The 18,555-nt window shown below is 54.2% G+C and carries 17 protein-coding genes; 6 read left to right on the forward strand and 11 right to left on the reverse strand.

Annotation, left to right across the window (positions count from 1 at the left end):
- The 10 genes from DIT71_RS13685 to DIT71_RS13730 all read right to left on the reverse strand — a co-directional run bounded on the left by DIT71_RS13685 (window position 1) and on the right by DIT71_RS13730 (window position 10,601).
- Window positions 1–813 carry a hypothetical protein gene (locus tag DIT71_RS13685; RefSeq protein ID WP_114613790.1) on the reverse strand — a complete coding sequence of 271 codons (813 nt, stop codon included), beginning with the start codon at window positions 811–813 and terminating at the stop codon, window positions 1–3.
- A 206-nt stretch (window positions 814–1,019) separates the two neighbouring features.
- Window positions 1,020–1,904: a 2-oxo acid dehydrogenase subunit E2 gene (locus DIT71_RS13690; RefSeq protein WP_114613791.1), complete on the reverse strand. Its 885-nt coding sequence runs from the start codon at window positions 1,902–1,904 to the stop codon at window positions 1,020–1,022.
- Between the two features lie 20 nt (window positions 1,905–1,924).
- Entirely contained in the window at window positions 1,925–3,253 is a 1,329-nt protein-coding gene (locus DIT71_RS13695) for a biotin/lipoyl-containing protein (RefSeq protein ID WP_114613792.1), read from the reverse strand.
- The gene (locus DIT71_RS13700; RefSeq protein ID WP_199491027.1) at window positions 3,243–4,241 is read right to left on the reverse strand and encodes an alpha-ketoacid dehydrogenase subunit beta; all 999 of its coding nucleotides are present in this window, start codon (window positions 4,239–4,241) and stop codon (window positions 3,243–3,245) included. The genes DIT71_RS13695 and DIT71_RS13700 overlap by 11 nt, the downstream gene beginning before the upstream one ends.
- A 10-nt stretch (window positions 4,242–4,251) precedes the next feature.
- Complete coding sequence (locus DIT71_RS13705) at window positions 4,252–5,298, reverse strand: thiamine pyrophosphate-dependent dehydrogenase E1 component subunit alpha (protein ID WP_114613794.1); 1,047 nt, start codon at window positions 5,296–5,298, stop codon at window positions 4,252–4,254.
- A 23-nt stretch (window positions 5,299–5,321) separates the two neighbouring features.
- The gene (locus DIT71_RS13710; RefSeq protein ID WP_114613795.1) at window positions 5,322–6,596 is read right to left on the reverse strand and encodes a TRAP transporter large permease; all 1,275 of its coding nucleotides are present in this window, start codon (window positions 6,594–6,596) and stop codon (window positions 5,322–5,324) included.
- Window positions 6,597–6,606: 10 nt separating this feature from the next.
- Window positions 6,607–7,158: a TRAP transporter small permease gene (locus DIT71_RS13715; protein ID WP_114613796.1), complete on the reverse strand. Its 552-nt coding sequence runs from the start codon at window positions 7,156–7,158 to the stop codon at window positions 6,607–6,609.
- A gap of 6 nt (window positions 7,159–7,164) precedes the next feature.
- Window positions 7,165–8,145, reverse strand: a complete 981-nt coding sequence (locus DIT71_RS13720; RefSeq protein ID WP_114613797.1) for a sialic acid TRAP transporter substrate-binding protein SiaP — start codon at window positions 8,143–8,145, stop codon at window positions 7,165–7,167.
- Between the two features lie 99 nt (window positions 8,146–8,244).
- On the reverse strand, window positions 8,245–9,339 hold the full coding sequence (locus DIT71_RS13725; RefSeq protein ID WP_144114496.1) for a hypothetical protein: 1,095 nt from the start codon (window positions 9,337–9,339) through the stop codon (window positions 8,245–8,247).
- Window positions 9,340–9,797: 458 nt separating this feature from the next.
- On the reverse strand, window positions 9,798–10,601 hold the full coding sequence (locus DIT71_RS13730) for an SDR family NAD(P)-dependent oxidoreductase (RefSeq protein ID WP_114613799.1): 804 nt from the start codon (window positions 10,599–10,601) through the stop codon (window positions 9,798–9,800).
- A 166-nt stretch (window positions 10,602–10,767) separates the two neighbouring features.
- Between DIT71_RS13730 and DIT71_RS13735 the strand changes: the two genes are divergently transcribed.
- The 6 genes from DIT71_RS13735 to DIT71_RS13760 all read left to right on the forward strand — a co-directional run bounded on the left by DIT71_RS13735 (window position 10,768) and on the right by DIT71_RS13760 (window position 17,369).
- Window positions 10,768–11,046: a co-chaperone GroES gene (locus DIT71_RS13735; RefSeq protein ID WP_144114497.1), complete on the forward strand. Its 279-nt coding sequence runs from the start codon at window positions 10,768–10,770 to the stop codon at window positions 11,044–11,046.
- Between the two features lie 37 nt (window positions 11,047–11,083).
- Window positions 11,084–12,685 carry a chaperonin GroEL gene (gene groL, locus DIT71_RS13740; protein ID WP_114613801.1) on the forward strand — a complete coding sequence of 534 codons (1,602 nt, stop codon included), beginning with the start codon at window positions 11,084–11,086 and terminating at the stop codon, window positions 12,683–12,685.
- Between the two features lie 130 nt (window positions 12,686–12,815).
- Window positions 12,816–13,793 (forward strand): sugar ABC transporter substrate-binding protein, encoded by a 978-nt coding sequence (locus tag DIT71_RS13745; RefSeq protein ID WP_114613802.1) that lies wholly within the window; start codon window positions 12,816–12,818, stop codon window positions 13,791–13,793.
- A 63-nt stretch (window positions 13,794–13,856) separates the two neighbouring features.
- A complete protein-coding gene (locus tag DIT71_RS13750; RefSeq protein WP_114613803.1) occupies window positions 13,857–14,858 on the forward strand; it encodes an ABC transporter permease in 1,002 nt (333 codons plus the stop codon).
- A 28-nt stretch (window positions 14,859–14,886) separates the two neighbouring features.
- On the forward strand, window positions 14,887–15,831 hold the full coding sequence (locus DIT71_RS13755) for an ABC transporter permease (RefSeq protein ID WP_114613804.1): 945 nt from the start codon (window positions 14,887–14,889) through the stop codon (window positions 15,829–15,831).
- Window positions 15,828–17,369, forward strand: a complete 1,542-nt coding sequence (locus DIT71_RS13760) for a sugar ABC transporter ATP-binding protein (RefSeq protein ID WP_227538129.1) — start codon at window positions 15,828–15,830, stop codon at window positions 17,367–17,369. Before DIT71_RS13755 ends, DIT71_RS13760 begins: the two co-directional genes overlap by 4 nt.
- On the opposite strand, the gene DIT71_RS13765 is transcribed toward DIT71_RS13760, so the two are convergent.
- On the reverse strand, window positions 17,366–18,388 hold the full coding sequence (locus tag DIT71_RS13765; RefSeq protein WP_158538976.1) for a LacI family DNA-binding transcriptional regulator: 1,023 nt from the start codon (window positions 18,386–18,388) through the stop codon (window positions 17,366–17,368). The genes DIT71_RS13760 and DIT71_RS13765 overlap by 4 nt on opposite strands.
- Window positions 18,389–18,555: the final 167 nt, after the last annotated feature.

An 18,555-nucleotide genomic window follows, 5' to 3' on the forward strand; every position in this document is an offset into this window, starting at 1 on the left:
CTACCAGCCCAACCTGATACTCCCCAGAAGGGCATCGCCCAGCCGCAGGTCCAGGGTTCCCGACTCCAGGTCCTGATACCTGACACGGGTATCCACGCTGGCGCCCAGCCCCAGAACCACCGCTGGCCACAAGTTTTCAGCCGAGCGGATCCGGTATGTCAGCTCCGCTCGCCACTCCCGCAGATACAGCGCGCCTTCGACCTCGCGGGCGCCATCAAGTGTGGCCCAGCGATCCCCTTTGCGTTCCAGCCTGAGCCCCCAGCGTTCACCGGAGCTTTGCCATTGCATCAGCACAGGCAGGTCCACCAGCCAGTGGCCGTTATCGTTCGTGTGTTTCCAGCGTACCCTGGGAAGCCAGCGGAAAGAACCGAAGCGATGGTCGCCGCCGACCCCCAGGCTCAGGGGCGAGCCCTCACTCACTTGCCGGAACATTGCCACACGACCATTCACCACATCGCTGTGAAATTCCCGATACTTGAATATGTTGGAGGTACCGGCAAAGCCGGCCCGCGCTTCCAGGCGATAAAGCCGGTGCTGCCACTGGCCACCGAAGGTCAGCCGGTGCAAGTGGCCGTTGTGCGCCGGTTCACCGGTACGTATGCGCAGCGGCTGATAATCGTAATCAGCACCGAACCCGCCTGCTGCACTCTGACTGTTCCAACCCAGGCCACGCTGGGAACGGCTTATCTCGGTGGCTGAGGGCACTTCTTCCGGCCAGTCATACGGCTGCCATTGGCGGTAAAGCAGATAGAAGTCACTTGCGGCCTGAACGGAGCGTGGCAGGGTGAGGGAGGCAAGCAGAAGAACAGTCACCGGAGAAAACCAGGATGTCGCGCAACCTTTGCTTTGGATACAACATTTCTTGAACACAATGCTGTCCTCCCGTCGTCAGAGGCATTGAGGCATGTCTGCCAACAATACCGTTTCGCCGGGGCGCTTGCGAGACGCTATCCTAAAGTGACCCGGCGCCTTGGCAGGCAAATGCCCGGGTAGGTTTGTAGACTGTTACCGAACCCGCCTCACACTACCAGCCGCCTTGGATCTGACAGCAGAGCTGAATAGCGTGCAGAAAAACGTGCTGCGTCAGCTCCATTGATCACCCGGTGGTCGTAGCTCAGGTCCACCGAAACCACCGGAGCAGGCTGGAAGGCGTGTCCATCCCAGACTGGTATGGTTTCAGGGCGGGTGAGACCCAGTATCGCCACCTCGGGTGGATTGACGATGGGGGTAAAGCCAACGCCACCGATGCCGCCCAGGTTTGTGATCGTCATTGATGCACCCCCCATTTCGTCAGCGCCGACCTTTCGTTTTTGCGCGCGCGACGCCAGATCAGCGATCTCTTCAGCGATCTGCCACAGCCCTTTGTTCTGCGCATCGCGAAGTACCGGAACCATCAGGCCGTGGGGGGTATCCACAGCGATGCCGATATGAACATATTCCTTGTATACCAGAGTCTTGCCGTCCGCTGAAAGCGATGCGTTGAATCGTGGGAATTCCTCCAGGCAGCGGGCCAGGGCGACCACGTGAAAGGCAAGCGCTGTCAGCTTTACGCCACGGGCCTGTGCCTCTGGTTTCAGTTCCTGCCGCCAGGTCTCCACTGCGCTGATATATGCACGTTCATGGTGGGTCACTGCGGGAATAAGTGTCTGCGCAGCCGCCAGATTGGCGGCCGCTACCTGCGCAAAGCGGCTCACTGGCTCTTCTGTCACACTGCCATACCGGGAATGATCCACATCCCAGTAGGATGTGTCCCCAGTTACCTCATTTACGGCAGCGGATTTCCGATCCTCAAGATCCTCACGCACGATATTGTTGCGGCGTAGATCCCGGGCAAGTACCCCGATGTCGATACCCTTTTCCCGGGCCAGCGCCCGAACGGAGGGCGATGCGATAATGTCTGTCATGATTGGCACTACTCCATAGCTCAGAGCAGGTGACGGAGCGGCTGCTCCATCCGGCCTGCGAAATCGGAAAGCAGGGCAATGGCTGCGGGAGCATCCAGGTGCTCAGCGGCGCATTCCAGCGTCAGTTTCAGGCCATCCCCCGCGTTCAGAACGCTCAGTACCGGGGTGTCCTCGGGGCCGATCTGAAGAGCGCTCACGCGGCCAAACCGCAAGTCGCGCAATTTCAGATCAGGCGCAACGCCAGGCTCTGCCTCGTCCATGTCGACAAGTCGTCGCCCACGAACTGCATAAAGCTGTGTCTTGCCAAAGGTCTCCAGCGCTACGACCACACTCTTGCGGCCCATGCTCGCCCCCCCGAACGCCGCCAACAGGGCGCCGGTGCTGGTCAGGTCAGTCTCCCTGGCAGCCCACTCGGCAAACTCATGGAAGCCAGCTGCAGGCACCTCGGCGGACAGGTAACGGGCGGGTGCTGCACCGGAAAGCTGTGGGGCTTTCGCTGCGGGCAGCTTTTCCAGCACATCCAGGTCCCTGACGTGATAGGGCTGCGGGTAACCGTGTTCGGCCAGGCGGCCAAGGTCCAGGCCGCGCTCAAGGGCAAGCCGACGGGCCTTGGGTGAGGCAAGAATGCGCCCCCCCTCTGCGGGAACCTCCTGGGCCGGTCCTCTTTTCTCTGGCACCGGAGACTGCGACGGGGCAGGTGCGGGTTTAACCGATTCCGCTGGTTTCACCGGCTCTGCGGTTTCCGCCGACTTGCCACTGGCTTTCAGGCTAAGCTGGACAGGCGATTCCGGTTTTTCGCGGGTGATGATTGCAATCACATGGCCCACCGGCGCTTCTTCGCCCTTTTCCGCCAACAGGGCCGCGACAAATCCATCATGACCGGCCTCGACTTCCACGACGGACTTATCCGTTTCCACTTCAAACAGGATGTCGCTGGCGGTTACCGGATCACCGGGAGACTTGCGCCACGCAACGATCAGGCCGGCGTCCTGGGCCATACCCAGCGCCGGCATAATGACCTGTTCTCCTTCAGGAATTGCCGGACTGGCCTGATCGTCAGTTGCGCTGGACTTTTCCTCTGCGACCTCATGCGTGGTTCCGGTGTTTTCAGGTGTTTCCGAGATGCGCGCAACGACACGCCCCACCGGTACCGCTTCGCCGGCGGCGGCCGTAACATCCGTCAGAAAGCCTGTGCCCTGCGCTTCGACTTCCATCACAGCTTTATCTGTTTCCACTTCAAACAGGGCGTCCCCTTCTGAAATTGGGTCCCCGGGTGATTTGCGCCACGCAAGAATGACACCACTGTCCTGCGCCATCCCGAGTGCTGGCATGATGACGTCAAGCGGCATGGATCATCTCCCCGGCGCAGAGCCTGCGCGCATTTTCGGCGACGCCTTCAGGTGTCGGTACTGTCAGATCCTCGAGCACGGGGCTGAAGGGTACCGGCACATCCATTGCCCCCATGCGCAGCACCGGAGCATCGAGATAATAGAAGGCTTTTTCGTTCAGCCGGCTGGCGATTTCGCCGGTTATGCCATAGTTCTGGTGGCCCTCGTCAATAACAATCGCGCGGCTGGTTTTGCGGACACTTTTCAGCAGGGTCTCTTCATCGAGCGGCACAATTGTGCGGGGGTCGATCACTTCGGCGCTGATGCCTTCGGCTTCCAGAATTTTTGCGGCGGCCTCGGCGACCTGCACCATGGAGGACGTACCGATCAGGGTGATGTCGGTGCCTTCACGTTTGATATTGGCCTCACCAAACGGAATCAGGTATTCCTCCTCGGGCACCGGCGCCTTGTCCTGATACATCAGCTTGTCTTCGATGATGACTACCGGGTTGTTATCCCGGATCGCTGTTTTCATCAGTCCTTTGGCTTCATAGGCGGAAGATGGCAGTGCCACTTTGAGTCCCGGAATATGGGCGACCAGTACATGCAGCGACTGGCTGTGCTGCGCCCCTGATCGGCGCGTAGCACCCAGATTGGTACGAAGTACCATGGGCACGCTCAGCTTGCCGCCGGACATGTATTGCTGCTTGGCCGCCTGATTGCACAGTTGATCCATTACCAGGTAGATGAAGTCGCCGAACATCAGATCGACAATCGGCCGGGCACCGGTGAGGGCAGCCCCTACGGCGAGTCCCACGAAGCCGGGTTCGGAGATGGGTGTATCAATCACTCGTTCGGTACCGAATTCTTCAACCAGGCCTGACAGTACCTTGAATGGCGTGCCTGCTTCGGCCACGTCCTCGCCTAGAATGAAGGTTGTCGGGTCACGCCGCATCTCTTCGGCCAGCGCCTCGTTTACAGCCTGGGACAGTGTAATTTCTCTCATAATATGATCTCCCTCAGTTTCCGGCTTGCAGCGTGGCAGTATCGGTTTCCGCATAGACATGCATATCTACCTCTGCGGCGTCCGGATAGGCGGCGGCTTCGGCATAGGCGACGGCTTCTTTAGCATCCTGCTTGATCTGCTCGTTCAACGTCTCGATCTCTTCTTCGGTGGCGATGCCCTGTTCGACCAGCCAGCCACGGAATCGGATGATGGGGTCACGGTTTTCCTTCCAGTCGGCCTCTTCTTTCTTGGAGCGGTAATACTCGCGGTTGATGTCGCCCACATGGTGGCCGTGATAGCGGTAGGTCATCAGCTCAACGAAGAAAGGCCCTTCACCATTTCGGCACCGTGCGACCAGTTTCCTGCTCAGTTCGTTGACGCCAAGAACGTCCTGCCCATCAATGGAGAACGCCTCGATGCCGAAAGCCTCTGCCCGCGCTGTGATTGAGCCGGCAGCGATCTCCTCGGTCTTGGTATATTCTGAATAGCCATTGTTTTCGCAGGCGTAAATAACCGGCAGGTTCCACAGTGCGGCCATGTTCATCACTTCGTACAGCAGGCCCTGTGCGGTGGCCCCGTCCCCGAAGAAGCAGACGGTCACGTCATCCTGGCCCAGCAATTTGGCGCGCAGCGCCGAGCCGGTTGCAATTCCCATGGAGCCGCCGACAATGGCGTTGGCACCCAGATTGCCGTGGCTCTGGTCGGCGATATGCATCGAGCCGCCCTTGCCCCGGCAGTAGCCTTCCTCCTTTCCCAGCAATTCGCAGAACATCTCTTTGTAGTTTGCACCCTTGGCTACGCAATGCCCGTGGCCCCGGTGGGTTGAGGTAATGCGGTCGTTATCGTTCAGCGCCTCGCAGATGCCGACAGCGACGGCTTCTTCGCCGGAATACATGTGAGTCAGGCCCTGCATCTTGCCGGCAAGGTAAAGCTGGTTTGCGTTGTCCTCGAAGGTGCGGATGCGCACCATCTGGGTATACATCCGCAGAGCGTCCTCCTTACTCAGATCCTTCCTGGTTGCATTACTGGTTTTGGTCTTGGTTCTGGTTTTGGCGTTCATTGTAATTGTCCAGTCTTCAGAGGTTAGCGATAGAGCAGTTCCGGCAGCCACATTGAGACGGCCGGAACATAGGTGATAAGCAAAAGCACGATAACTAATGGAATGAGGAACGGTGCTGTGGCACGTACTGCGCTCTCAAACTTGATATCGGCGACACGTGCAAGCACATACAGCACCATCCCGACAGGTGGTGTTAGCAGGCCAAGCATAAGATTCAGGATCATCATGATGCCGAAATGCACGGGGTCCACGCCCAGGGCTACCACTACTGGCAACAGCACTGGCGTGAGGATGGTGATAGCGGCCACCGGCTCCATGAAAAAGCCGACAACCAGAAGCACCACGTTGATGAGCAGCAACACCAGCACAACGTTCTGGGTATGGCCCAGAATCGCGTCCGCCACTAATGCAGTGACCTGGTTGGAGGTCAGGATCCAGGAGAAAATGGACGCAGCGGCTACGATCAGCAGCACAATTGCCGTGGTTTCGATTGTGTCGAGGGAGATTGCCTTTATTTTGCCGAAGTCCAGTGCCCTGTAGATAACCCCGCCCAACAGCAATGCGTAGGCACAGGCGGCAATGGCTGCCTCGGTTGGGGTAAAAAGGCCTGCCAGGATGCCGCCAACGATAATGACCGGTGTCAGCAGTGACAAAAAAGCCTGTCTGAACGTTTGCCACAGGATGGACCAGGCAAAACCCGCATCACTGCCATAGCCGCGAACCCTGGCGTACCAGGCCACCATGACCATCAGCGCCACAGCCATCAACAGCCCGGGCAGAACGCCGGCGGCAAAGAGCTCGCCGATCGAGGTTGATGACACCACCCCATAGACGACCAGTGGCAGGGAGGGTGGAATAAGCGGTCCGATAGTGGATGAGGCGGCGGTGATACCGACGGCGAAATCTCCGTCATACCCACCTTCTCTCATGGCCTTGATCTCGACGGTTCCAAGACCACCAGCATCAGCAACCGCAGCACCGGACATGCCGGCAAACAGCACCGAAGCGCCAATATTTACATGGCCCAGTCCCCCGCGCATCCATCCGACCAGTGCTTTGGCAAAATTGAAAATCCGATCCGTGATCCCGCTATGGTTCATCAGGCTACCGGCGAGAATGAAGAAGGGCACAGCCAGCAGGGGAAAGCTATCCACACCATTGATCATGCGATGCACCACCACGACCGCTGGCAGCGGGCTCTCTAGCAGCAGGAACGCCAGAGAGGCACCAGCCAGGGCCAGCGCAACCGGCATGCCGATGATCAATAGCAGAGCAAGTGTCCCGAACAGGATCAGCATAGTGCGCCCCTTACCCTGCCGGCCCGGTGGGTACGTCGGGCGAAACATCGGCTTTGCCGCTGACGATGTGTCGCCAGGCAACCATTGCCGAATACACCGTCATTAACGCAAAGCAGCCGGCAACAAAGCCGTAGAGGACGGATTTTGGCAGCTCAATCGCGGTCATCATCTGCCGGGTATTACCTGCAAGCTGAACACAAAGCACGGTAAGCACAGCAAACAGTCCGGTCCTCAGAAGATCTACCATAGTGGATAGACCGCGAGCGGCTCCCGGTGGCAGATAGCGATAGAAGAACTCGACCGAAATGTGGGTATTGCGGCGAACTGCAATACAGGCGCCGGCAAAGGTAACGACGATCAGCAGATAGCGGGCGAGCTCTTCCGTCCAGCCAATCGAGTCGTTAAGCACATAACGCGTGAAGAACTGGGTAAAAACCACCAGCGCCAGTAGCCAGAAAAGAACGATTACCACGCCTGCGTCCAGTGCTGGCATGCGGAAACGTTCTGCACTGTTGTCAGGAGTGGGAGTACGATTTGGCGTACTGAAATTCTCGTCGGCCATGGCGGATTACTCCAGGGCCTGCAGCCTGTCGAAGGTTTCGCGGTTCCAGCTCGCCTCTGGACCATTCAGCTCTTCAGCGACAGCAGCCCGGAAGGGCGCACGATCCACCTCGTTAACCGTGATGCCCTGTTCGCGGAACCATTCCACCAACTCCAGTTCAGAACTGCGGATATCTTCCGAGGCGCCCACGGCGGCTTCGCTCAACACCGTCATCAACGTGCCATAATCCTCTTCCTGCATGCTGTCTGACATCCGACCGGCAACGATCGTGAGCAGTGCGTCGGTGATATGACCGGTCAGGGTTATGTAGTCCTGGACCTCGTGGAACTTCTTGAACTGAATGGTAGGAAGCGGATTCTCCTGGGCATCCACAACGCCTTGCTGCAGTGCCAGATAAACCTCGGCAAATGCCATTGGAGTGGCGTTAGCGCCCACGGCCTCCGGGAACATCTTGTACAGTGACGCATTGGGTACACGAATCTTCATACCTTCCATATCGGCTGGCACGTTGATCTCACTGTTGGACGTCACGTGTCGTTGTCCGTAGTACACCAGTCCGGCGATATCGTCGCCGGTAGCCTTGGTGTATCCCTGGGAAAGATCCTGTAAAAGATCAGAATCGCGGTACGCTTCCCAATGAGCAAAGTCCCGGAACATGAACGGCGCACTGCCAATGGCCATTGGTCCGTAGCGGCGACCGGCGAAGAACTGCCCGTCATAGATAATGTCGACTGTGCCGAGCTCCAGGCCTTCGGCCAGATCCGTCTGCTTGCCAAGAGACGACGACGGATACACCTCAATTGAATACCTTCCGTCAGTGCGCTCTTCAAAAGCTTTGGCGGCCCACTCTGCCCATTCATGGTAGGGCGACTGGGACTCGTAGACGTGCCCCCATCTCAGCTCGGTCTGCGCCAAGGCGCTTCCAGAGCCAGCCATCGCAAAAATGCCGGCTGCAATAACCGACGGTATACCGAATATTTTTTTCATTTTCCCTCCCGGGAATTCAATAAATCCGAAAACGAGATCAGACTCAGGTGTTTAAAAGTTTGACTGGCAGTCCGTTGCCAGAAGCTTTTTCCCTCGTTATCAGAAGTACAAAGCACCTACGACGGTGAACTGAGTGTTCCAGGTGTCGTCATCAGGTCCGCCGTTTGCAAAGTCGGCGTTCTTGGACGTATACACACTGACCCAGGTGTTAAAGGCACCTCTTGAGAGGTGAACGCCAGCAATGCTGAACTGTGTGTCGTCAGCGGAGATGGTGTCTTCGCTGCCACTGTCGAGAAAATCGTAATCGTGATAGAACTTGACGGTGTCAAAGATGCCAACGGACGCTGGCATTGTGTAGGAGATCCGGGTTGAGTAGACATTGCCGCTTGCCGGAATCGGTTTGCCTTGTGACAGATAAACGGTGTCCGTGGTAGCTGGGCCACCGACAGGTGCTCTGTCCAGGTTGTAGTCGTACACCATGCCCTGGAGAGTCAATGCAAAGCCACCGGCGTTGTAGTTGGCAAAAGCAGTCGCTGCCCAGTGCTCACCCCCGCTGTCATTTGTCACCGTGTTGAACAGGTCGCCATATTGACCGTTGGAACCCAGTTGCAGAGTCGCTCCATCCAGGTCAATGGTGTAAGCACCGCCACCGTGAAAGGTATTATTTAATTCCACCTCGGACAGGCCGTTCTGGGCGATCAGATCAGGGCGAAAACGGGCCGTGGGTTTGCTGGTCAACTCGGCGTTTTTGGTGAAGGCGAACACCCAGTCGGCGTTGCCCTGGCTGAACATGGTTTTGATACCCGGCTCGGAGTTGTTTGCCAGGCCGATCCACAGAGGCACGTCACTCAAAAAGCTGTTGTCATAATAGGAGCCGTCCACGCCCGCTCCAAGGGGTTGAATAATCACGCCGGCTTCTGTCGACCAGTTGTCGTTGTGTTTCAGCCCGGCGTAGGTCCAGGCAGGGAAAAAGGCCTGCTGGGTTACCTGATAATCCCATCTGGAACGGTAATAGAGTCCGCCGTCGAAATCTCCGCTTATGATCAATTCGAACTTGTCGAGAAAATAATCACCGCTCTTTTCGCGACTGGCTTCGGAGTGGTCCGCAAGGATATAAAGTGTCTCGATCCCGACGCCGACTCTGAGAGGTATGGTGTTCTCAAGATCCGCGATCCGGTTTTCAATATCGTCCATCCGGTAACCGGCCGATTCTTGCGCCAGTATCGTTGAGGTGCAAAGCATTGCAAGCGCACCAGCGACAGCAGATAAGCTCTGAAACTTCAGCCTAGCCTTCGGTATCACACTAGTCATGGTTCTCTCCGTATTGTTTTTGTTTACATAGGATGTGCAACTGCACATTCAATTTTTAGCAAAAGCGCATCAATAATGCAAACGTTTGCATCAAAAAACAGCTATTCATGCCCCAGCTTGTTGATGAAAGACTGATGAATCTGGTGCGCAGAACTTTGCCGGTGATGGGCGCAATCGGAGAGAGAACTGAATAAAAAAGCGCCAGCATATGCTGGCGCAAGCTCCCTTTGACTGACAAGGAGGAGTGGAAACAACACAACCACAACAATGGAATGCCGGTTTAGCGTCAGGGCATCATCGACGAAGATCGATTTCGCAAAGATCTGTGGAGTTCGAGTCCCTCACTGGAGCACGATGCCGCCATCGATCATCAGCAACTGGCCCGTCATATAGTCAGATTCATTGCTGGCGAGGAAAGAGGCGGTACCCACGATGTCTTCCGGGTAGGAATAACGCTTCATGAGGATCATCTTTTCGGCCAGCTCGTCCATGGACTGCCCCTGTTTTTCAAACTTGCCGATGGCAACGAGATCCTTGTCCAGCTGCTCCCACAGTTCCGTTCGCACGACGCCTGGGCCATAACCGTTGACCGTTATGTTGTGGTCAACCAGCGCTTTGGCGCCACCATTTATCATTGCCTGAACCGCATGTTTGCTGCACGAATAGGGGATGACGTCGTCAAATGCCTGGCGGCTTAGAATTGAACCCACATTGATGATTTTATACGGGCCATTGTCCTTGCCCTGGGCAATCATCTGTTTCGCTGCCTCCTGCATGCCGACCAGGCAACCCCAGGCATTAACATCCATGATCTGCTGCCAGTTTTCTTCGGTGATATCAAGAAACATCAGGGGCTTGTTGATGCCAGCGTTATTCAGCATTACGTTGAGGCTGCCAAATGCCTCGACGGTAGCCTGAACGGCTGCTTTCATCTGGTCTCTCTTGGTTACATCCAGAGCAACTGCTATCGCTTTTCCGCCTTTCTCCTGTATCCGGGCTACAACTTCCTGACAGCCTTCAAGGTTGACGTCCGCGACACAGACTTTCGCGCCCTGCGCCGCGTAGTGCTCGGCAACCGCAGCACCAATACCCCTGGCTGCACCGGTAATCAGGCAGTTTTTGTTTTCTAAGCGTGTCTTATCCATATCTTCCCCTCGCGTATTGTCTTTGTTTGGGTTTCAGGTGATGTGACAAGTCTAGCTAAGCGGTTTTACAAATGCAAACGATTGCGCTACATTGATTTGAAGAGTTTTGCTCGCACTCAATAAATATAAGCAACCACAAAGAATTTACCAATTGGAGAACTTTATTATGACGTTGCATCCCGCTCCCGACCGCCTGATTTTGGAATTGATAGAGCAACGACACGAGTCTGCCCAGGGCATTGTCATGTCAAACAGAAGCTCTGGAGAGTCCCCGAAAGGGCGCGTTGTTGAGGTTGGCTATGAAGCAAGGTCCCGCCTTGAAGGCATGGAACCGGGCGATACTGTTTTCTTTGTACCCGGGCAGGGAGAAGTGGTGGCGGTCGCTGGTGTTAGCAGGGTGATTATTCACCTCAGCGATGTGCTGGCATGGGCCAGTGAACAATAAAGCCAACTAATCATTATTATTCAGGAGTTTATTGCTTATGTCAGCCAAGCATATCCAGTTCAACCAGGAAGCCCGAAATTCATTGTTGCGGGGAATAAACGCACTCGGTGATGCGGTCAAGGCAACTCTGGGCCCTTGTGGTCGGCATGTCGTGATCAGTAAAAAGGATCGTCTGCCATACGTGACAAAGGATGGTGTGTCGGTTGCAAAGGAAACCGAATTATCAGACGAGATAGAAGATACCGGCGCGCGCCTTGCGCGCAATGTTGCCTCCAAGGTTAATGAAGAGGTAGGCGATGGCACCACAACGGCCACTGTCCTTGCTCAGGCTCTCATGAACGAGGGGATGAGGGCGGTCGCGGCAAATATGAGCCCCGTAGCTGTCAAGCGCGGTATAGAGCAGGCAACAAAAGATGCGGTCGCTGCTCTCATCAGCATGTCGCTGCCCTGCAATGAGCCTGAGTCCATTCGCCGTATCGCGACCATCTCTGCAAATGGCGACAGAGCGGTCGGTGGAATGATTGCCGATGCCATGAGTGAAATTGGCATTGAAGGGGTGATCACGGTTGAGGATGGGACTGGTCTTGATCTGGAGCTGAAGTTGGTCAAAGGCATGCAGTTTGACCGCGGATACGCATCCCCCCACTTTATCAATGATCACAAAAGCATGTCGGTGGATTTCGAAAATCCACTGATCCTGGCCATCGACGGAAAGTTTGACTCATTCAATGACCTGGTCCCTTTATTGGAGATGGTAGGCAAGGGGCGGCGCCCACTTCTGATCATTGCCGAAGAGTTTGAGCACGACACTCTGCCCACGTTGATTGTTAACCACATGAAAGGTCGGGTAAAGGTTGCAGCTGTCAAGTCGCCGGGGTTTGGTGATCGGCGTAAAAATATGATCGCCGATATTGCGATATTGACAGGGGCCAGCCTGGTATCAAGTGACCTTGGCGTCACTATTGCTGATCTCCAGGAGGCCGATCTGGGGAGTGCCAGACGGGTCGTTATAACCCAGGATACCAGCACCATTATAGATGGCGCTGGTGACCCGGATGCGATCACCGACCGAATCGACCAGATCAAGCAGCAGATACCGGATGCGTTTTCAGACTATGACCGGGAAAAATTGATGCAGCGAAAGGCGAGGCTTTCCGGTGGTATCGGCATTATCAAGGTAGGCGCAGCGACAGAGGTAGAGCTGGAGGAGAGAAAGGACAGGATTGGGGATGCTATCCAGGCTACGCGTGCGGCTATCGAGGAAGGGTATGTTCCGGGAGGTGGCGTATCCCTGTTGCGGGCGATCGAGAAGATGGATCCGCCTGCAGAGCTGACGCCCGACGAAGCTGCCGGATACGCTCTTACCATCAGGGCGCTGGAGGCGCCGCTTTCGACGATCGCGGAAAATGCCGGTCTGGTACCGGGAGTGATTATCGAGAATATTCGCGGTGGCAGTCTTGACTACGGTTTGAACGCCGCAACAGGAAAAATAGAACACCTGTTCGAGTCAGGGATTATCGATCCCACAAAAGTCACGAGGCTGGCGGTTCAGACCGCATCGTCACTGGCGACGCTGTTGATTACGACAGAGGTTCTGCTTGTCGAGAAGGGGCAGGTAGAAGAGGGACACCAGCACTGACCGGTGGTCAAAAAAAGCACAAAAAGGGAGTGCAAACGATTGCATTATGGCTTGCACTCTGTAAAGATTACTAACGAGGTTTGATTAACACCCTCAGGTCCGAACAAAAACAAGCAACGGAGTCAAAACAATGAAAGTTGAAATTAAAGCAGTTCGCACTCTCCAGAATCTCGGCAAGGTTTCTCTTCTTGCCGGATCGATCATCAGTCTCGGGTTGTCAGGGATGGCCCAGGCCGAAACTTTCAGGATCGGTATTACCCAGAACAATGTGGGTGTGGACAGCTATCAGACTACCTATGAGCAAGCCTTTGAGGATGCCGCCGAGGAAGCAGATAACGTCGAAGTCGTCGTTCTCGATGCTGGCGGTGATGTTGCCCGCCAGATTTCACAGGTAAGGAATCTGATCCAGCAACAGGTTGATGTAATCATCATTTGGCCGACCGATGGCCAGGCGGTAGTTCCTGCCATTAACGGCGCCAGGAATGCGGGTATTCCCGTAGTGGTAACAAATTCCAATATTGCTGAGGCAGGTCAGCCTTTGATTGCTGCATTTTCTGGCCCGAACAACATTCAACAGGGCGCTTATGCGGCTGAAATGATGTGTGACCAGCTTGGTGGCGAGGGCAATATTGTCCAGATCACCGGGCAACCTGGTTATACAACGGCCATTGAGCGGCAGAAAGGCTTTGAAGACCGTCTTCCCGAAGTCTGCCCCGATGTAACAATTCTCGATTCACAGCCCGGCGACTGGAATCGTGCGAAAGCCCAGCGCACGATGGAGGACTTTCTGACCCGATATGACAGCATCGATGGTGTTTATGCTGCCGACGATAATATGGGGGTTGGTGCACTGAATGCTGCGAAATCCGAAGACCGTGCCGGAGAGATAATCTTCATTGGTGCGACCAACTTCGCGGTTGGTTATGAGGCCATGGCTCGGGGTGAATATCATGGCTCGGTATACCAGTCCCCCGCAGAGGATGCGCGCAATGCTTTAAGCATCGCTATTGCCGTTGCCCAAGGGAAAGAAGTAGACAAGATGAGTTATTTTGACACTCCGAAGATTACCCAGGAAAACATGGGCGAATTCGAAAAGCCTGTTTTCTGAGTCGGGATATCTGACAGTAAAAGGGGCCCTTGCACAAAGGGCTCCGGTTAGTGGGGTCAAATAATGAAAGCTTTGTTGGATTCTTTCAAACCAGGTTCAAAAGGTGGCGAAATATCTGCGCTTCAGTTTTTTGGGAAGCATGGTATTTCGGTGGCCTTCATTCTATGCGTCGTCATTTTTTCTCTGTCGACTCAAAAATTTCTCAGTACTGATAATTTCCTGACCGTAGTGATGCAGGCGTCCATTATCGGGACCATTGCGCTCGGTGTGACTTTTGTTGTCATCGGGGGAAACCTGGACCTGTCTGTAGGTTCCCTATTATCTTTTGCCACTGTTCTGGTGGTCGATCTTCATGACAAGGTGGGTCCCGGAACGGCAATCCTGTTGATGTTTGTCTTTACGTTGCTGATTGGCTCCGTTAACGGGTATTTAATCGGTTATCTACGGTTGAATTCACTGATTGTCACCCTGGGTATGTTATCCGCTATACAGGGCATTACCCTCGTTTATTCAGGTGGCAAAAATGTTGATATATCCGATCAGACAAATACCTGGTTTGCATTTTTTGGAAGAGAGGCGCTCTTTGGCGTTCCGGTTCCGGCAATAATATTTATAGTGCTGGGCATTATCTTGCAGATTGTGCTCCTGAAAACGGGTTTCGGCCGCAAGATATTTGCCATTGGCGGGAACGCAACCGCTTCATTATTCTCCGGCCTGCGCAGAAATCGTCTCGTATTCAGTACCTATTTGTTATCAGCGTTCACCACCGGCTGTGCTGCCCTGATTCTGGGTTCCCGCGTTATGGGGTCTCAGAATAATGTCGGTGAAGGTTACGAGTTACTGGTACTTGCCGGTGTCATCCTGGGCGGAACCAGCCTTCTGGGCGGCTCAGGAAGCATTGCGAGAACCGTCATCGGGGTACTGATTCTGGCGATGATTCAGAATGGATTGCTGCTGCTGGGCTTCCCCTACTATACCCAGTGGCTCGTTACCTGGGTGGTTATTATTGTAGCGGTATGGCTAGACATAGCTGCCAAGCGTGGCAAGCTTTTTAGCACTTATTAAAACCCGAAATATGACGGGGATAATGACAATGAATCGTATAATTTACTTGATAAAAAGACAGCCGATCTGGATATTTGTTTTTGTCTGTATTGTCTTCTTCAGTTTTTCATCACCTTATTTTTTCGACATCAGGAATTTCAGTAATATTCTGGTGCAGGCCTCGACAATCGGTTTGATTGCCCTTGGGATGACGTTTGTCATGATCAACGGCAATATAGATTTATCGGTTGGAGCGACCCTGGCCCTTGCGGCAAGCCTTGCCGTTGGTTTGCAGCCGCAACTGGGAATTATCGGAGCGGTATCGGTAGGACTGCTCTCCGGTATTCTGATTGGCGCGCTAAATGGAATAATCGCCTGGAAAACCGGTGTTGACGCATTCATTGTTACTCTTGGTGCAATGATAGGAGTGAGGGGGCTGGTATTCATCTATACCGAAGAGCAGGCTTTTTACGCGTACGACCTGGCCTATGCTAATTTTGGAGCCAGCTCGTTGTTTGGCATACCTGTGCTGGCACTGATTTTTGTATTTTTAACAATAATTGCACATCTGGTATTGAAATATACGATTCATGGACGAAATGTTTTTGCTGTTGGCGGTAACCGGGTCGCAGCCAAAGAGGCGGGCATTCGTGTCGGGCCGCATATGTTACTGAATTTTATTCTCATAGGTTTCCTGGCCGCCCTCTCGGGTATTCTGTTATCGACTCAAATGGGCGCATCAACGCCGAATCTTGGTCGCAATTATGAGCTTTGGACGATCACAGCGGTCGTCCTGGGAGGCACGCGCCTTACCGGTGGTTTTGGCAGCATCATCGGAACCCTTGGCGGTGTTCTTGCCATCGCAATACTCCGAAATGGTATGAATTTACTTCAGGTGCCATCGTTCTACGTGCTTATCATTCTTGGCTCTATTCTGATCCTTGTTCTGTTTCTCGATAAGCGCTTCGCCGAGCCGCAAGGAGTGGGAGCATGAACACACAAACCGAAATGAAAGAACCGATAAACTCGCAGCCCGAAGAAAAGCCCTTGCTGAAACTGAAGAATGTCAGTAAATCGTTCCCGGGTGTGAAGGCATTGGATGGTGTGGAACTGGATGTTCGCGCAGGAGAGGTGCATGCGCTTCTCGGTGAAAATGGTGCCGGGAAATCCACTCTGATGAAGATACTCGCCGGCATATATCAGCCGGATGGGGGGGAGGTCATTCTTGAGGATCAACTGGTGCATATGTCGAGCCCCCTGGAGGCCCGGGAGCACGGTGTGTTGTTGATCCACCAGGAGCTCTCCCTGGTGCCGGATATGACAGTGGCAGAGAATGTATTCCTGGGAAACATTCCCCGGTTTGCCAACATATTTGTTAATAATCGCCATCTGAATGAGCGATGTGGAGAAATCCTCACCCGCCTCAATTGCAAATTCAAGCCCACGGAAAAGCTTGGCAATCTGTCGATTGCCAACCAGCAGATGGTAGAAATCGCTCGGGCACTGGTTTTTCAGCCAAAAGTTGTTGTTTTTGACGAGCCTACCGCCTCTCTTACGGATTACGAAAAAGTGGTGTTGTTCGGTGTAATACGGGAGTTGAAGGAGAGTGGCACTGCCATTGTTTACATCTCGCACCGAATGGATGAGATCTTCGAGCTTTCCGATCGCATCTCGGTGTTGCGCGATGGCACCTACCAGGGCACTTTCTACACCCGCCAAACGAATGAAGACGAAGTGACCCAACGAATGATTGGCAGGGACCTCGATGCCGATATCGAGCATCAGCCGCCGGAACTTGGCGCCAAAGCTCTGCAGGTCAGCGGTCTTGGTATCGAAGGGTTGTATTCAGATATTTCATTTGATGTTCACGCCGGGGAAGTTGTTGGATTCTATGGCCTGGTCGGGGCTGGCCGTACTGAGATCATGGAAACAATTTTCGGTCTGCGTAAGCCTGATTCCGGAAGTGTTCAGATTAACGGCCAGAACCTGGCCATCAACTCGCCGAGTGATGCTATCGATCATGGCCTTGGTCTGGTGCCGGAGAGCCGAAAAGAGCAGGGGCTGGTTCTTGGGATGAGTTGTAAAGACAACACGACCCTGGCCAATATCAGCGAGTTTACGAAGCTTGGCTGGATTGATACTTCTGCTGAGAGAAAGGTGTTCGAAGAGTATATGGACAAGCTTCGCATTAAATGTCCGGGCTGGGAATATTCAACTCTTAACCTCAGTGGTGGCAACCAGCAGAAGGTGGTGATTGGTAAATGGTTGAGTACCTCGCCAAAAATTCTCATCCTCGACGAGCCTACCAGAGGCATCGATGTCGGCTCCAAATCAGAGATTCACCATCTCATAAGGGAATTGGCGAAAACTGGCCTGGCTGTGATCGTTGTCAGCTCTGAAATGCCGGAGGTGCTTACCGTAAGCGACCGGATTATCGCGATGTACGATGGCCGCATAACCCGATGCTTTGACCGTGGTGAGGTAACTGAAGACACGCTGATCAGAGCAATCACTGGCCAGACAGAACGCTAGGTGGAGGCGATCTTTTTCTTCCTCCGGATCACGGGAGCTGTTGACTGCCTGATAATGAGCTTGGGTTTCAGCAGCACCTCCTCATAATGGTCATCACTCTCAGGATCTATTCGTTTCAGTAATAGCTCGGCAGACCGCTCGCCCATCTGGAAATGGGGAATCGATATCGTTGTAAGAGGGATCGCAAACCAGTCAAGATAAGGCATGTTATTAAAGCCCACTATGGATATTCTCTTCGGGCAGGTATATCCAAACTGTGTCAAGGCGGTGAAGCAGCCCAGGGCAATCAGGTCGTTTGATGCGATAATCGCTGTAGCGTCGGGGTTTTGCCCAAGAAATACTGACATTGCCTTTTCGCCGCCTTCCTCTGTCAAAGAGTGGGCTTCGACAATGCGGTGTGGCTCTACCTCGAGATCATGCTCGGCCATTGTTTGAGTGAAGGCCCGCAGGCGGATGTATGACACCGAGATGTTCTTGGGGCCGGCAATGAAGCCGATTTTACGGTGGCCCAGATCAAGCAGGTGACCTACTGCCATTTTAATACCCAATGAGTCATCCACTTTCACCGTATCCACATTACCCTGATCGACCACCCGGTTGACCAGAACCAGGGGAATGCTGTGGCTCTTACACAGATCCACGACGCTATCCGTGCGAAATGCAGCCGCGTATATGATGCCGTCGACGCCACGGCTGATAAGCTTCTCCACCTCGGAATGAGCTGCACTTGCGTTATTTTCACTGTAGGCCAGGAACGCTGTGTACCCATACTGATTAAGGACGCTGTGAATGCCCCGAACGATAGGCGCAAACACAGGGTTCATCATGTCCGGAATAATGATGCCGATGGACTTGGTTCTTCCAACCTTGAGGGCGTATGCGGCGGCATTCTGCTTGTAACCCATCTCCTGGGCGGCTTTTCTCACCCGCTTTACAACATCAGGGGAAATCATTTCACTGGATTTCTCACTCAACGCGCGGGACACCGTGGAGGTGTTGATGTTGAGGTGTTCTGCCAAATCGCGAAGTGTTACCCGTTTCCTGTGCACCAAAACCAAAGTCCAGTATCTGAGAGGGAGTTGGAAAACGACGTGAGACTACGTCGTGAGCTTCTGCTTTCGATTATCTCGAATACCTAGTCTATTGAATTATACACGAACCTGGTTGCACGAACGCGTTTTCGCGC

Source organism: Marinobacter vulgaris, from assembly GCF_003344045.1.
In the GTDB taxonomy this organism is placed as follows: domain Bacteria; phylum Pseudomonadota; class Gammaproteobacteria; order Pseudomonadales; family Oleiphilaceae; genus Marinobacter; species Marinobacter vulgaris.

Bases quoted from the DNA above. Each gene is read 5' to 3' on its own strand.
- DIT71_RS13690 (WP_114613791.1), bottom strand. From the start codon at position 1,904: ATGACAGACATTATCGCATCGCCCTCCGTTCGGGCGCTGGCCCGGGAA.
- DIT71_RS13695 (WP_114613792.1), bottom strand. From the start codon at position 3,253: ATGCCGCTTGACGTCATCATGCCAGCACTCGGGATGGCGCAGGACAGT.
- DIT71_RS13705 (WP_114613794.1), bottom strand. From the start codon at position 5,298: ATGAACGCCAAAACCAGAACCAAGACCAAAACCAGTAATGCAACCAGG.
- DIT71_RS13710 (WP_114613795.1), bottom strand. From the start codon at position 6,596: ATGCTGATCCTGTTCGGGACACTTGCTCTGCTATTGATCATCGGCATG.
- DIT71_RS13715 (WP_114613796.1), bottom strand. From the start codon at position 7,158: ATGGCCGACGAGAATTTCAGTACGCCAAATCGTACTCCCACTCCTGAC.
- DIT71_RS13720 (WP_114613797.1), bottom strand. From the start codon at position 8,145: ATGAAAAAAATATTCGGTATACCGTCGGTTATTGCAGCCGGCATTTTT.
- DIT71_RS13725 (WP_144114496.1), bottom strand. From the start codon at position 9,339: ATGGACGATATTGAAAACCGGATCGCGGATCTTGAGAACACCATACCT.
- DIT71_RS13730 (WP_114613799.1), bottom strand. From the start codon at position 10,601: ATGGATAAGACACGCTTAGAAAACAAAAACTGCCTGATTACCGGTGCA.
- DIT71_RS13735 (WP_144114497.1), top strand. From the start codon at position 10,768: ATGACGTTGCATCCCGCTCCCGACCGCCTGATTTTGGAATTGATAGAG.
- groL (WP_114613801.1), top strand. From the start codon at position 11,084: ATGTCAGCCAAGCATATCCAGTTCAACCAGGAAGCCCGAAATTCATTG.
- DIT71_RS13745 (WP_114613802.1), top strand. From the start codon at position 12,816: ATGAAAGTTGAAATTAAAGCAGTTCGCACTCTCCAGAATCTCGGCAAG.
- DIT71_RS13750 (WP_114613803.1), top strand. From the start codon at position 13,857: ATGAAAGCTTTGTTGGATTCTTTCAAACCAGGTTCAAAAGGTGGCGAA.
- DIT71_RS13755 (WP_114613804.1), top strand. From the start codon at position 14,887: ATGAATCGTATAATTTACTTGATAAAAAGACAGCCGATCTGGATATTT.
- DIT71_RS13760 (WP_227538129.1), top strand. From the start codon at position 15,828: ATGAACACACAAACCGAAATGAAAGAACCGATAAACTCGCAGCCCGAA.